This window comes from Aquitalea sp. ASV15, assembly GCF_016429115.1.
Taxonomy (GTDB): domain Bacteria; phylum Pseudomonadota; class Gammaproteobacteria; order Burkholderiales; family Chromobacteriaceae; genus Aquitalea; species Aquitalea magnusonii.
Window position 1 is genome coordinate 1 of record NZ_JAELTZ010000071.1, and the last position, 14,089, is coordinate 14,089.

Below are 14,089 nucleotides of genomic sequence, written 5' to 3' on the forward strand. Positions count from 1 at the left end.
GTCCAGATCAGAGTGCGCAGTCATGATGATGACCGGCAGCTGCGGGTGGTCGGCCTTGACCCGCGACAGGAATTTCAGGCCGTCCGTGCCCGGCATGCGGATATCGGAAATGATGACGCGCGGGGTGTTGTCATACAGGGCATTGAGTGCGTCGTCTGCACTGGAAAAGCTGTCAAAGCCGATGCCGCTGCGGCCCAGTGCCTTTTCCAGTACCCAGCGGATGGCCTTGTCGTCATCGATGATCCACACCGGGTTATTCATAGCAGCCCTCGTTTCTGTTATTTGGGTTCAATCCGTATTGCTGAAAGGCAGCATTACGGTAAAGCAGGTCTGGCCGGGGCGGGATTCGAATTCAATGCTGCCGCCATGCTGGTGCACATAAGCCTGGGCCAGTGTCAGCCCCAGACCGGTGCCTTCGGCGCGTCCGGTCACCAGCGGATAGAAGATGTGATCCCTGATTTCCTCCGGAATGCCGGGGCCGTTGTCGACAATCTGCAATTTTAATGCCAGCCCGTGACGCTTGCGTGCCAGGGTGACCTGGCGGGCAACTCGGGTGCGCAAAATCACCTCGCCGCTGGCCTTCATCGCCTGGATGGCATTCTTGACGATATTCAGCACCACCTGGATCAGCTGCTCCTTGTCCGCCACCATGTGCGGCAGGCTGGTGTCGTAGTCGCGGCGGATGATCAGCCCCTGCGGGTACTCGGCCAGGGCGATGCTGCGCACCCGTTCCAGGACTTCGTGGATATTGATTTCACTGCGCACATGGCGGCGGTGCGGAGCCAGCAGGCGGTCAACCAGCGACTGCAGGCGCAGTGCTTCTTCCTGGATGACTTCGGTGTATTCCTTCAATTCGGGCCGGTCGGACAGCTCGTGTTCCAGCAGCTGCGCCGCACCGCGTATACCACCCAGCGGATTCTTGATTTCATGCGCCAGGTTGCGGATCAGCTCGCGATTGGCCTGCTGTTGCAGCAGCAACCGCTCTTCGTTGGCAATTTTCAGCTGCTGGTCGAGGGGCCGCAATTCCACCAGTGCCAGCCGGCCATCAGCATCCACCGGTGTCACCGACAGGGCAATGTGCAGTGGCTGCTCGCCATGCGGCGTGCGCAGTTCCAGGTCGTGTTCGATATAGCCGGCATTGTGCTGCAGGGCGGTACTCAGCGCCTGGCGCAGGGCCGGGCTGTCCTGAAACAGCTCGAACAGGGTGTGGCGCAGTAGCTCGCGCCGGCCGATGGCCAGCAGGTTCTCACACGCGGGATTGGCGAATTCCAGTACACCGTCGGCGCTGGTGATCAGGACCGGGGTGTCGAGTAATTCCAGGCCGGCAAAGCTGGGAGAGTTCATGGTGCTCCGGATCGAAGGGGGCTGTGCCTGGTGCTGTTAGCAATAAGCACGCCAAGCCAGAGCACAGCGAATGCACGATTACGGAGTCAATTATGCACCATTATTGTGCAGATGAGGTGGCCTGCCCCAATTCGCGGCGCAGCGCATCCACATTCTTCTGCCGCTCGGTCACCGCATCTTTCAGCTTCTGCACGCGGTCGAGGTATTTCTGGTAGTTGCGGGCTTCATCGCCATTGCGGGTGGCGGCACCGTCGGTGTAGGCCTTCTGCGCATCGGCCAGTGCCTTTTGCTCATTGGCCAGCTCGTTTTCCAGAATCTTGCGCCGGCTTTCGTCGCGCTTGCTCTGGGTGCCGTTGTCGACATTGGGATAGCCGTCCGGGGTGGAGGCCGACTTGCTGCCGGCATTGCCCGCCGGCTTGCTCTTGCCGCTGTTGCCATAGGTGGACAGCGGCGCCAGGTACATGGGCTTGGCGCCCTTGATCGGTACATTGGTGAAGGTGACATTGCCGTTGGCGTCTATGTATTTGTACACCTCGGCCTGGGCGAGGCTGCAACTGAGCAGCAGACAAAAGGCAAGCGTTTTCATGGGAGTCCGCATCAGCAAGAAAAACAGGGTGGTCGTGGCGATATGATAAGCAAAAGCCCGGCCCGCGTCACATCGGGCTGTCCCATGACCAGCGCAAGGACGACTTGACTACCGGCCAGTGCCATGAAAAAACCCGCAGGGCCATGTGCCATGCGGGTTTTGCTACATTGGGCTTGCACAGGGTCAGCGGTAGGCGTAGCTGGATGTCATGCTCTTGGGCAAGAGACCGCGGATGTTTGCATCGATAGGCATGGCATAGTCATGAGCTGATATCACGAGATTGCCATTGGGATTGACGATCTTGAGATTGATGTAAACCATACTGGGTGAAACGGCATAGGTTCCAACCACAACGGCTTGAGCCTTGTGCGATTTGCTAACCTCGGTAACTTCACGGGATAGCATGAGCTCCCCTTCGGTTTGCTTGATAAACAGGTTATCGCGCAGTTTCAGCTCTTTGATTTGCAATCCTCGCTTGGCTAGTCGCGCGGCGATTTGCTCGGAAAACAAACGCCCAAGGCTGGAAGACTCGGTCAGTTCGTTGACATTGACAAGCGTTGCGACCAGCAAGGGCTGTTCGCTATTTAGCGTTACACCTTGTAGCAAAGCATCGACAGCCTTGTAATTGGTCTCAATCAAATCTGTCTTGACTGGACTTTCCGGGACGGTCTGGCATGCGGACAATAATGCTGTCGTCAGCACAATAGTACTGATGAGTATGAGTTTTTTCATTTGCCTACCACCTCCCAGGTCTTCATTGCATCAATTGCGTAGAGCGCAGAATCTTCACGTTCGATGTAATAAAGGTCGGATGTGCGTGCCAGATATTGATTGGCACTTTCAAGCGATGTGGTGACCAAGACCTCTGTTCTGGTTGGCCCACCTGATGCCTTGCCATTCAGTGCCAGGTTTGTGCTGTCAAGTGCAGCGGCCGCTCCCAAACCGATCAGGCTGTAAGTCGCAGCGGCATGGCTAAAGGTAAGATCGCGGGCGACAGCAATGCCTGCTGCCAGTGTTGTCATCGGATACTGAATGGCATTACCTGCATTGCTATTGTGTTTGATCACTTGGGTTTCGATATTCAGCCGCAAGCTACCGGGACGAACGGCTACGGGAATGCCTTTTTCAACGAGCCGGGTGATGAGTAGATTGCGAAAGCCTTTGTCGAAGGCGGAATCCGTGGCAGGTACCACGTAGATGGCCTGATCGGAGCTGATTCGGTTTTGTGTTTTCTCTGCAATACGCGTTGCTACGTCGGCAGCCAAGACATCCCAGTGATGTGCGGCTCTTGCTTTTTGCTGACTGGATACGGGGTAGTTATCCGCACGCGGCACATCAAGCGTTGCGGTTGTGCAAGCTGTCAGCGTGGCAATGATAGCGATTCCGCTCAGAATTCTTGGGTTTTTCACAAGCGCACACCTTTTGGTATGAAAATTTATTTATAAATATTTTATACCAATCAATATTCATTTGCGAAATAAAATACAAATGTCATTTTGCTTTTTGAAATCAAGCTGTTAAGGTGGCTTTGTGCCGAGCAAGCAACCCTTGGTTCTTGTCTTGTGACCACTGCACATAGGCATGGAATTAAGTGTTGAAAGGGAGTGCAGTATGGCAGTGTGTGCTTGGGGGAATGGCTCTTGCTACGGCCAAGCGCCTGCGTATGGAGAGGCGCATTATTAAAACTCAAGCTGACCAGGCCGCAGCGTGCTCAGGCTATGCAGACCGTTTCGAATTGATATGAAAAAACCCGCAGTGCCATGTGCCATGCGGGTTTTGCCACAGCCACCGGAAGGTTCCGGTGGCGGTTTGCCATTACAGCGAGTAGTACATCGCGAATTCGACCGGGTGGGTCGTCATGCGGGTCAGGTTCACTTCCTGCATCTTCAGTTCGATGTAGGCGTCGATCCATTCGTTGGAGAACACACCGCCACGGGTCAGGAAGTCGCGGTCTGCGTCCAGGGCGGCCAGGGCTTCGTCCAGGCTGGCGCACACGGTCGGGATCAGCTTGTCTTCTTCCGGCGGCAGGTCGTACAGGTTCTTGTCAGCCGCATCGCCCGGGTGGATCTTGTTCTGGATACCATCCAGACCAGCCATCAGCAGTGCGGAGAAGCACAGGTACGGGTTAGCCAGCGGATCCGGGAAGCGGGCTTCGATACGACGGCCCTTCGGATTGGCCACGTGCGGGATACGGATGGAAGCGGAACGGTTCTTGGCGGAGTAGGCCAGTTTTACCGGAGCTTCGTAATGCGGTACCAGACGCTTGTAGGAGTTGGTGCCCGGGTTGGTGATGGCGTTCAGAGCCTTGGCGTGCTTGATGATACCGCCGATGTAGTACAGGGCGGTTTCGGACAGGCCAGCATAGCCGTCACCAGCGAACAGGTTCTTGCCGTCTTTCCAGATGGACTGGTGTACGTGCATGCCGGAACCGTTGTCGCCAACGATGGGCTTTGGCATGAAGGTGGCGGTCTTGCCGTAGCTGTGTGCCACGTTCTGTACCACGTACTTCAGGATCTGGGTCCAGTCGGCACGCTGGGTCAGGGTGCTGAACTTGGTACCGATTTCCATCTGGCCTGCGGTGGCCACTTCGTGGTGGTGTACTTCAACCGGCACGCCCAGTTCTTCCAGCAGCAGTACCATGGCGGAACGCAGGTCTTGTGCGGAGTCAACCGGCGGAACCGGGAAGTAACCACCCTTCACGCCCGGACGGTGACCGGTGTTGCCACCTTCGAATTCTTCAGCGGAGGCCCAGGCAGCTTCTTCGGACTTGATCTTCACGAAGCAGCCGGACATGTCGGTGCCCCAGGTGATGCTGTCGAAGACGAAGAATTCCGGTTCCGGGCCGAAGTAGGCGGTGTCGCCCATGCCGGATGCCTTCAGGTAGGCTTCAGCACGCTTGGCGATGGAGCGCGGATCGCGGTCGTAACCCTTGCCGTCGGCCGGGTCGATCACGTCACACGACATGAATACGGTGGGTTCGTCGAAGAAGGGGTCAATCTTGGCGGTAGCCGGGTCGGCCATCAGCAGCATGTCGGAGGCTTGGATGCCTTTCCAGCCAGCGATGGAGGAGCCGTCGAAAGCGTGGCCGCGTTCGAACCATTCGTCAGCATCTTCCAGCAGAACGTGTGCCGGGATGGTAACGTGTTGTTCTTTGCCACGGGTATCAGTAAAGCGCAGGTCTACGAACTTGACGTCGTTTTCTTGAATCAGCTTGACTACGTCTGCAACCGCCATGAATGTTCTCCTAAAGGCAACGTGCATCGAAAGCAATATTGCTTGATAAAGATGGTACGCCTCACTGGAAGCATGAAGCGTGCCAGGCTACGAACACTAATGTAATCATTGTGTCACAGGGCTTGGTGCACGGCTAGTTGTTATCAATGCACCAAATCAATGCAATGCACCGTGCAGTTGCACCATGTTTGTGCATTGCGCGGGTGAGTGGTGATTCAGACCCTGCCAGCATCGTGGCATGGCCCTATTACAAAGAAAGGAAAGCAATGGACCAGAGCGATTTGATCCTGCAAACGGCCGCCGAGCGTGCGGCAGCCCAGCAACTGCCTTATCAGGGCGCGCTTACCCCGCCCGAGGCACACTATCTGGCCCAGCATCTGCCGGGGGCCGTGCTGGTGGATGTGCGCAGTGCGGCGGAATGGCAGTTTGTCGGCGTGGTGCCCGGTGCCTTGCGCATTGAGCTGCGCAGCTTCCCCGGCATGCAAGTCAATGCGCAGTTTGTCGAGCAGCTGCAAGCCGCCGTCGACAAGCAGGCTGTCCTGTTACTGATGTGCCGCAGCGGTGTGCGCTCGCACGAGGCGGCCACGCAAGCCCGCGCCGCCGGTTATACCCGGGTTTACAACGTGCTGGAGGGGTTCGAGGGGGACAAGGATGAGCACGAGCATCGTGGCCAGCTGACTGGCTGGAAGGCACATGGCCTGCCCTGGGTGCAGGGCTGAGCCAGCGCTGAATTGTTGGGACAGGGGTATTGACCGGTTGATGTTTATGACGTTACACGGCAAAGTGCTACCTCAGCAGATGAACCGCACGACGCGGAAGCACCACAGGAATCCAAGAAAGCTGATCATGATCAACCGTTACGCCGTCATCGGTAACCCCGTTTCCCATAGCCAGTCGCCGTTTATCCACAGCGAATTCGCCAGCGCCACCGGTGAATCCATCCAGTACGAAAAGCTGTTTGCCGAGCTGGGCAAGTTCGACGAAGTGGTCGGTGAATTTGTCCGGGCCGGTGGTCTGGGCCTGAATGTCACCCTGCCGTTCAAGGGCGATGCCTACCGCATGGCGCAGGAAGTCACCGAGCGTGCCCGCGCCGCAGAGGCGGTGAACACCCTGACTTTCCGCGATGGCAAAGTCTATGGCGACAATACCGATGGCGTGGGCCTGGTGCGCGACATCGTGGAAAACCTGGATTTCCCGATGGAAGGCAAGAGCATCCTGATCCTGGGTGCCGGCGGTGCCGTGCGTGGCGTGCTGGAACCCATCCTGGAGCAGAAGCCGGCCAAGGTGACCATTGCCAACCGCACGCTGATCAAGGCGGAAGCCATTGCCCACCACTTTGCCCCCTGGGGCGAGGTGGTCGCCAGTGGTTACGAGGCGCTGGAAGGCAAAACCTTCGACATCATCATCAATGGCACCTCCACCAGCCTGCATAACGAAATCCCGCCGCTGCCGGCCAATATTTTCACCGCACGCACCCTGGCATACGACATGGTGTACAGCAAGGGTCTCACCCCTTTCCTGAAGCGTGCCCAGAGCGAAAACGCCGGCATGCTGGCCGATGGCCTGGGCATGCTGGTGGAACAGGCGGCCGAGTCCTTTCATATCTGGCGCGGTGTGCAGCCGGATACCCGCAAGGTCACCAATATGCTGAGGGAAGTGCTGGCCTGATCCGATGCGTCTCTTCCTGAAAATCATGGCGGTCCTGGTGGCCGCCATTGTGTTGTACAACCTGTGGATTCTGGGGCATGTGGTGTACTGGCGAGACCACAATCCCGAAGCCAGTGCCTTCATGAACGAACAGCTGGCCAAGCTGCAGGAGGATGACCCCAATGCCGAATTGCGGCAGAAGTGGGTGGGCTATGGCCAGATTTCACCCAATCTCAAGCGCGCGCTGATCGCGGCGGAAGATGCCAAATTTGCCGACCACGAAGGTTTCGACTGGGATGGCATCGAGGCGGCTTTCGAGAAAAACCTGAAGCAGGGCCATATTGTGGCCGGTGGCTCCACCATCAGTCAGCAATTGGCGAAGAACCTGTTCCTGTCCAGCAAGAAAACGCCCTGGCGCAAGCTGGAAGAGGCCGCTATTACCGTGATGCTGGAAAAGGTGCTGGATAAGCGTCGTATCTTCGAGATCTACCTCAATGTGATCGAGTGGGGTAATGGGGTGTTCGGTGCCGAGGCCGCGGCCCGTTATTACTTCCACACCAGTGCCGCGCGGCTGTCCGCCGGTCAGGCCGCCAAATTGGCCGCCATGGTGCCCAATCCGCGCTATTACGACGAGCATCGCAATGCGCCTGGCCTGATGAAGAAAACCCGCATCATCCAGCGGCGCATGCAGTACGCCGACCTGCCTTAAGCCACCGTACAGCAGCTGCCCCCGGCTGGAAGGCCAGGGGTGGCTCATGTTACAATTCCACTTCTGTTTATCCGTTCTGCCCTGCTGTAAAGGCAGGGTATTGCACATGGACTTACCCAGTTATCCCATAGCCGCTGGCTTTCCCCTGTTTTGTCGTTGATTCCCGCCGTCCCGACCGTGTAGCCCAGTCTCCGTCGCCGCGGCGGAAGGAGTTGTGCTTGACGGTTATCGAAAAAAAACAAACTGCCGAACGATTAAGTGAAAGCCTGGCCGAGGTGCAAAGGCTGATCGGCTTGCATCAGACCCATGACGCACTGGCGCAGGCTGATTCCGATGCGCTGTCAGCCTTGCAGCAACGGCTGCAAAGCCTGCATCCGGCGGACATCGCCTATATTCTGGAAGCCCTGCCGCTGCAAGAGCGCCTGCTGGTATGGCAGCGTGTCAAGATTCAGCAGGATGGCGATATCCTGCTGGAAGTTTCCGATGCGGTACGGGAAACGCTGATCGACTCCATGGCCCCGGACGAACTGGTCGCCGCCGTGCGCCAGCTGGATACCGACGAGCTGGCCGAACTGGCCGGCGACCTGCCGCGACAGGTGGTCTACGAAGTGATGGGCGAACTGGACGAGGCCGAGCGTGAGCAGCTGCAATCCGCACTGTCCTATCCGGAGGGCTCGGTCGGTGCGCTGATGGACTTCGAACTGGTGAAAATCCGTGCCGATGTCAGTTGCGAAGTGGTGTTGCGCTATTTGCGGCGTTTTGACGAGCTGCCACATCAGACCGACAAGATTTTCGTGCTGGACGCCGCAGAGGCGCTGTGTGGCGTACTGCCCTTGCGCAGCCTGCTGGTGGCAGATCCGGAGCGGATGGTGTCCGAGGTGATGGCGACCGAAGTCGTGTCCTTTCAGCCGGAGGATGAAGCGCGCGATGCCGCGCTGGCTTTCGAGCGTTACGACCTGGTTTCGGCGCCGGTGGTCGACGAGCGTGGCGCGCTGATCGGCCGGCTGACGGTGGATGAAATGGTCGACGTCATGCGTGAGGAGTCGGACAGCGAAGTACTGAATCTGGCCGGCCTGAAGGAAGAAGAAGACCTGTTCGCCCCGGTGGTCGATTCGGTAAAGAACCGCTGGGCCTGGCTGGCCATCAATCTGTGTACTGCTTTTGTCGCCTCGCGCGTGATCGGTGCATTCGAGCAGTCCATCAACCAGCTGGTGGCGCTGGCCGCACTGATGCCGATTGTGGCCGGTATTGGCGGCAACTCCGGCAACCAGACCATCACCATGATTGTGCGCGCCCTGGCCATGGGGCAGATGCAGGTCGGTCAGGCCTGGCGGCTGTGGCGCAAGGAGCTGGGGGTCAGCATCATCAATGGACTGGTCTGGGGTGGGGCCATCGGCCTGATCGCCTGGGCGCTGTACGGACGGCTGTCGCTGGGATTGGTCATGCTGGCGGCCATGACACTCAACCTGATGCTGGCGGCCACCATGGGTGTGCTGATTCCTTCGCTGATGCAAAAAATGGGGCGAGACCCGGCGCTGGGTTCCAGCGTGCTGATCACCGCCTGCACCGATTCCGGTGGCTTTTTCATTTTCCTTGGCCTGGCCACCCTTTTCCTGCTTTGATGATGAATCATGCTGACACTTGAACAGGCACTGCGCTGCCATTCCCTGCCACGTCTTGAAGCACGCATGCTATTGCAGCATGTCCGACCTGGTTTGACTCATGCCCGCATGATTGCGGACCCGGACCTGCCGCTCACGGAAGACGAAGCCGAGTGTTTCAAGCAGTTGGCGCAGCGTCGCCTGCAAGGCGAGCCCATGGCCTATTTGCTGGGTGAGCGCGAGTTTTATGGCCGCTGCTTCCGTGTCAGCCCGGCGGTACTGATTCCACGCCCGGAAACCGAACATCTGGTCGAGGCTGCCTTGGCCAGGCTGGGGCCGGCACCGGCGCAGGTAGTTGACCTGGGCTGCGGCAGCGGTGCCATTGCCGTCACCCTGGCACTGGAAGCACCGGCATGGCAGGTGCAGGCCGTTGATTTGTCGCCGGCTGCACTTGAGGTCGCCCGTGGCAATGCGGAACAGCTGGGCGCCGTGGTGCATTTTCATCAGGGGAGCTGGTATCAGCCACTGGGGGGGCAGGAGGGTTTTGACCTGATTGTTTCCAATCCGCCTTATATCGAACAGCATGATCACCATCTGGCCGAGGGCGATGTGCGCTTTGAGCCACGCATGGCGCTGACCGACGAAGATGACGGTCTGAGCTGCCTGCGCGAGATCATTGCCGGTGCCCCGGCACGTCTGAAGACGGGAGGCTGGCTGATGCTGGAGCATGGCTTTGATCAGGGCGATGCAGTGCGCCAATTGCTGCTGGCTGCCGGCTTGCAGCAGGTGGCGACGCTGCCTGACCTGGCCGGCCTGGACCGCGTCAGCATGGGGCAGCTGGCGGGCTGATGGGCAGAGGCTTGTCCCTTGCCGCGGTATGGCTCGCCTCTGCCGTTGATCAGGCTTTTATTGGCGAATCAATCGAGCTTGCTTGCCCTGCATCAAAGGGATGAGCTAATTACAGCGGCATGCTGGCGCCTGCGCTGCGCAAGCCGGGCTGGGCTGCCATGGTGGAAGCGGGCCTGAAATGAAAACAGGCGTAGTCCTTGTCCTGCAAGCAGGACTCGGACTGCGCCTATTGCTGGCACAGATCAGACCGGCAGCTGCCGGTCGTCATGGCTTAGTGGTGGTGGCCGTGGGCACCGTGTACATGGCCGTGGCTGAGTTCTTCAGCGGTGGCGGCACGTACTTCGGTTACCTTGGCAACAAAGCGGATGGTCTGGCCAGCCAGCGGATGGTTGGCATCCACAATGGCCTTGCCGTCAGCGATGTCGGTCACGCGGAACAGCAGCACGTCGCCGGTTTCCGGATCGTCGGCTTCGAACATCATGCCGACCTCAACGTCTGCCGGGAACACGTCCAGATCTTCGACGCGGACCAGTTCTTCTTCCGGATCGCCGAAGGCGTCGTCCGGTGTCAGCTTGACGTCCACGGAGTCGCCAACTGCCTTGCCGTGCAGAGCCTCTTCCACCAGCGGGAAGATGCCATCATAGCCACCGTGCAGGTAGGCAATCGGTTCTTCGGTTTTGTCGAGGAGAGTATTCTCCGCGTCGAACATCTCGTAGTGGAGGGTGACGACGGTATCTTTGGCGATTTGCATCAGAAATTGTCCGGGATGAAATGAAAAATCTTGACAGGGCAGGGAGCGCGAGACTTCCTTCTCCTGCAAGGAATGGTGCGGAACAGCCGCTTGAACGTATTGTAAACCATAGAAGGGCCTGCAAGCCCGTGAAACTGCCATGAAACCGATGACATTGCTGGGTGGACTCACCCCTGAACAATTTCTTAATGAATACTGGCAAAAAAAGCCGCTGCTGATTCGTGGCGCGCTGACCGATGTGGGGCCGCACGTTGATTTCAAATGCCTGTCCGAACTGGCGATGCAGGACGATGTTGAATCGCGCCTGATCGAAAACCGTAACGGCAAATGGCATCTGGAACGCGGCCCCTTCCGTCCCGCCCGTTTCCGCAAGCTCGGAGAAACCGACTGGACCATTCTGGTGCAGAACGTCAATCATCACTTGCCGCATATCGACAAAATCCTGTGGCAATTCGATTTCATTCCCTTTGCCCGGCTGGATGACCTGATGATCAGCTATGCCCCGCCGGGGGGCACGGTTGGCCCGCACTTCGATTCCTACGACGTGTTCCTGTTACAAGTGGGAGGGCGCAAGCGCTGGCAAATCTCCTCCCAGGCCGATGATGATTTCATCCCGGATGCCCCCATCCGGGTATTGCAGGATTTCCGCGTGGAAGAGGAGTTCGTGCTCGAGCATGGCGACATGCTCTATTTGCCGCCCAAGTGCGCACACTATGGCGTGGCACTGGAGCCCGGCATGACTTATTCCATCGGCTTCCGTGCCGCGCCGACGCAGGAACTGGCCACACAATTCCTGGTGTATTTGCAGGATCGCATCTGCCTGGAGGGGCGCTATGCCGACCCGGAATTGCAGCGACAGTCCGATCCGGCGCGCATCAGCGACGAGATGGTGGACAAGGTCAGCCAGATGCTCAGCCAGATCAGCTGGGACAAGCAGGTTGTCAGCGACTTCCTCGGCCATTACCTGACCGAACCCAAAGCGCATGTGTTCTACGATGCGCCGGAAGATGAGCTGGACGAAGACGAGTTTGCCGCTGCCCTGGGGGAGAAGGGGATCGAGCTGGACCGCAAGAGCCTCATCCTGTTCCGTCATGGAATGTTCTATTGCAATGGTGAGCTTCTCGAAATCGAACCGGATGATGTTGCTGTGTGGCAACAGTTTGCCAATCAGCGTCGCTTGTCGGCTGCCGACATCAGGCCGTCGTTATTGGATCAGCTGTACCAAGGATACTTAACTGGTTATTGGCATTTTCCGCAGTCTGTAGCAAAATAACCACATCAGATGTTCAAATGTACACATAGCAAGGCTGCTACCCTGCTGCGATTGGCGTTCAAACGTCTATTTTGCCGGGAATGCTGCATTGCGGGAGGTTGCGGTGGGGGTGGTGGCGTTTTTGCTAGCTTGCCCCCCTACACAGCAATTTTTTTCGTGATACAATTTGCGCACTGAAAGATTTTCAGTCGCCCAGTCATTTCCAAAACAGCTTGGGCGATTAAATTGACGTCTTGTTAACTTATCTTTAAAGGTCAAGAAAAAATGAAACAGTCGCTCCTCGTTGCTGCCCTGCTGGCCGTTGCTCTGTCCGCTTGCGGTAAGAAGGCTGATGCTCCGGCTGAAGCTTCCGCTCCTGCTGTTGAAGCTTCCGCTCCGGCTGCTGACGCTTCCGCTCCGGCTGCTGACGCTTCCGCTCCGGCTGCTGACGCTTCCGCTGCTGCTGCTTCCGCTCCGGCTGCTTCCGCTGCTCAGTAATTCAGCGCGAAAGCACCAAAAACCGGCCTCGGCCGGTTTTTTTACGCCCATGTTCCGCAGAAGATGTGTATCACTGCCGGAGCAGGCAAGAAAAAAGCCCGCTTGTGCGGGCTTTTGTCTAGGAATGTACTGGCTTTACTGCAGTTCAGTCTGAAGCTTGGACAGGACCGATTTGGCAAAGCTGTCGGACAGCTGCTTGCCTTGCTTGTCCTGTACGGCAAGAGTGCTCAGGCCATTGCCGACATCCTTGACCAGGATGCGGTATTCCGGCCCGGTGGGGCTGCTCTTGTCGTCGGCTTCCTTGCTCTTCCAGAAGGCCAGGCTGGACCAGAAACCACCGCTGGAGCTGCCGTCGTTCTTGTCCAGCTCGCCCTTGGCAGGCTTCACATAGTAAATGCCTTGCGAGCGATCGCGGTCGTTGACCACCAGGCCGATACGATCGAGAGCCAGGCCCACACGGCGCCATGCACGGTCGAAGCTGTCGTTGATGTTCAGCTTGCCATCCACAATCGCTTCTTTGGGCTTGTCTGCCGCAAGCTGGGTTTGCTTGAGGGCTTCCTTGGCCTTCTCTTCGGTAATGCCCATGCGGATCATGAAACGACCCAGCAGCTCGGCTTCCAGATTCGGGTCAACCGGACGCGGTTGCCACATGGTGTCCGATTTGCCTTCGTTGATGAAGGTTTCGTACATGCCGCGGTGCGAGAAGTAGATTTCGGTACCGTTGGCAGTTTTTTCCAGACGGATGCGGAATTTGTCACGCTCCGGAGTCGACATCGCACCACCCAGGCCAACGGTTTCCATCAGCTTGCGGATGCCGTCTGCCGGCAGCTTGGCACGGTTTTCGGCCCAGTCGGTTTCCATGATGCCGAGGTCAGGCTCTTCTGTCTTGATGACAAAACCGTTTTCCTGCCAGAAGGCTTTCAGTACCGGCCACAGTTCGGCGGGCGACTTGCCCTGCACGGCGAGCCAGCGTTGGGTGCCGGCACGCTCCATGGTGATATTGTCGATACTCTTGATGGCGACCGTTTCGTTCGTTACCGGCTGTGCTGCTACCTGCTGCGCGGCGGCGGCATTGCTGCTGTTGGCCAGTGCCGATGCACTGCCGGTGGCCGGAATCACATACTTGTTCTGGATTTGCGGTGCAGTCAGGTCTGGTGGTACTTCCAGCGAGTTACCCAGCTTGGGCGGCTCGGCGGACTTGTAGTCCAGCTTCTTTTCCAGCGGATTGGAGGTGCTGCAACCGGCGAGGATGCCGGTTGCCAGCAGAATCGCGGCAGGCGCGCTTCGTTTCATGCGGACTCCCTTGTCGTCAGGGGATTAGATGAGTTCAGCCTGCTTCATGGCGGCGGTCAGCTGCGGGCGCAGGCTTTCCGACATCACATGAAGGGGCAGGCGGATGCCGTCGGGGATCAGGCCCAGCTCTTGCAGTACCCATTTGGCCGGAATCGGATTGGGTTCGGCAAACAGCTGCTTGTGCAGACCCTGCAACTTGTCATTCAGCTGGCGAGCCAGCACGGTGTTGCCGGCGATGGCTGCAGCACACATCTGGCTCATCAGTTTCGGTGCCACATTGGAGGTGACCGAAATCACGCCATTGCCGCCGCACAGCATGAAGGCC

At 58.1% G+C, this 14,089-nt stretch carries 15 protein-coding genes; 6 read left to right on the forward strand and 9 right to left on the reverse strand.

All coding sequences use genetic code 11. The annotated features are described in order from the left end of the window. From JHD64_RS19290 to glnA, 6 genes are all read right to left on the reverse strand, one after another. On the reverse strand, positions 1-261 hold a 261-nt coding region (locus JHD64_RS19290), incomplete at its 3' end, for a response regulator (RefSeq protein ID WP_199055094.1). A gap of 27 nt (positions 262-288) precedes the next feature. Further along, positions 289-1,344, reverse strand: coding sequence for a nitrogen regulation protein NR(II) (gene glnL / locus JHD64_RS19295; RefSeq protein WP_059287073.1), 1,056 nt, complete (start codon positions 1,342-1,344; stop codon positions 289-291). A gap of 100 nt (positions 1,345-1,444) precedes the next feature. Then, on the reverse strand, positions 1,445-1,930 hold the full coding sequence (locus tag JHD64_RS19300) for a DUF4124 domain-containing protein (protein WP_199055096.1): 486 nt from the start codon (positions 1,928-1,930) through the stop codon (positions 1,445-1,447). A 183-nt stretch (positions 1,931-2,113) separates the two neighbouring features. Next, on the reverse strand, positions 2,114-2,662 hold the full coding sequence (locus JHD64_RS19305) for a FlgO family outer membrane protein (RefSeq protein WP_059287075.1): 549 nt from the start codon (positions 2,660-2,662) through the stop codon (positions 2,114-2,116). Further along, on the reverse strand, positions 2,659-3,339 hold the full coding sequence (locus tag JHD64_RS19310) for a hypothetical protein (protein WP_146215990.1): 681 nt from the start codon (positions 3,337-3,339) through the stop codon (positions 2,659-2,661). Before JHD64_RS19310 ends, JHD64_RS19305 begins: the two co-directional genes overlap by 4 nt. Positions 3,340-3,745: 406 nt before the next feature. Next, entirely contained in the window at positions 3,746-5,164 is a 1,419-nt protein-coding gene (gene glnA, locus JHD64_RS19315) for a type I glutamate--ammonia ligase (protein ID WP_059287077.1), read from the reverse strand. Positions 5,165-5,430: 266 nt separating this feature from the next. Here glnA and JHD64_RS19320 point away from each other — a divergent pair, with 266 nt between their 5' ends. The 5 genes from JHD64_RS19320 to prmC all read left to right on the forward strand — a co-directional run bounded on the left by JHD64_RS19320 (position 5,431) and on the right by prmC (position 9,970). Continuing rightward, positions 5,431-5,883: a rhodanese-like domain-containing protein gene (locus tag JHD64_RS19320; RefSeq protein WP_059287078.1), complete on the forward strand. Its 453-nt coding sequence runs from the start codon at positions 5,431-5,433 to the stop codon at positions 5,881-5,883. Positions 5,884-6,010: 127 nt separating this feature from the next. Beyond that, entirely contained in the window at positions 6,011-6,832 is an 822-nt protein-coding gene (aroE, locus tag JHD64_RS19325) for a shikimate dehydrogenase (protein WP_199055098.1), read from the forward strand. 4 nt (positions 6,833-6,836) lie between these two features. Then, a complete protein-coding gene (mtgA, locus tag JHD64_RS19330) occupies positions 6,837-7,520 on the forward strand; it encodes a monofunctional biosynthetic peptidoglycan transglycosylase (protein ID WP_059287080.1) in 684 nt (227 codons plus the stop codon). Between the two features lie 275 nt (positions 7,521-7,795). Continuing rightward, the gene (gene mgtE, locus JHD64_RS19335; RefSeq protein ID WP_370540987.1) at positions 7,796-9,142 is read left to right on the forward strand and encodes a magnesium transporter; all 1,347 of its coding nucleotides are present in this window, start codon (positions 7,796-7,798) and stop codon (positions 9,140-9,142) included. A gap of 12 nt (positions 9,143-9,154) precedes the next feature. Then, positions 9,155-9,970, forward strand: coding sequence for a peptide chain release factor N(5)-glutamine methyltransferase (gene prmC, locus JHD64_RS19340; protein ID WP_199055114.1), 816 nt, complete (start codon positions 9,155-9,157; stop codon positions 9,968-9,970). Positions 9,971-10,241: 271 nt separating this feature from the next. On the opposite strand, the gene JHD64_RS19345 is transcribed toward prmC, so the two are convergent. Then, entirely contained in the window at positions 10,242-10,721 is a 480-nt protein-coding gene (locus JHD64_RS19345) for a peptidylprolyl isomerase (protein ID WP_059287093.1), read from the reverse strand. Positions 10,722-10,860: 139 nt separating this feature from the next. Between JHD64_RS19345 and JHD64_RS19350 the strand changes: the two genes are divergently transcribed. Next, entirely contained in the window at positions 10,861-11,994 is a 1,134-nt protein-coding gene (locus JHD64_RS19350) for a cupin domain-containing protein (protein WP_199055103.1), read from the forward strand. 612 nt (positions 11,995-12,606) lie between these two features. Here the strand turns inward: JHD64_RS19350 and bamC are convergent. Together bamC and JHD64_RS19360 are read right to left on the reverse strand one after the other, a co-directional pair. After that, a complete protein-coding gene (gene bamC, locus JHD64_RS19355; RefSeq protein WP_199055104.1) occupies positions 12,607-13,764 on the reverse strand; it encodes an outer membrane protein assembly factor BamC in 1,158 nt (385 codons plus the stop codon). A 24-nt stretch (positions 13,765-13,788) separates the two neighbouring features. Beyond that, positions 13,789-14,089 (reverse strand): dihydrodipicolinate synthase family protein (locus JHD64_RS19360; protein ID WP_199055112.1); only part of this gene is annotated, 301 nt, incomplete at its 5' end.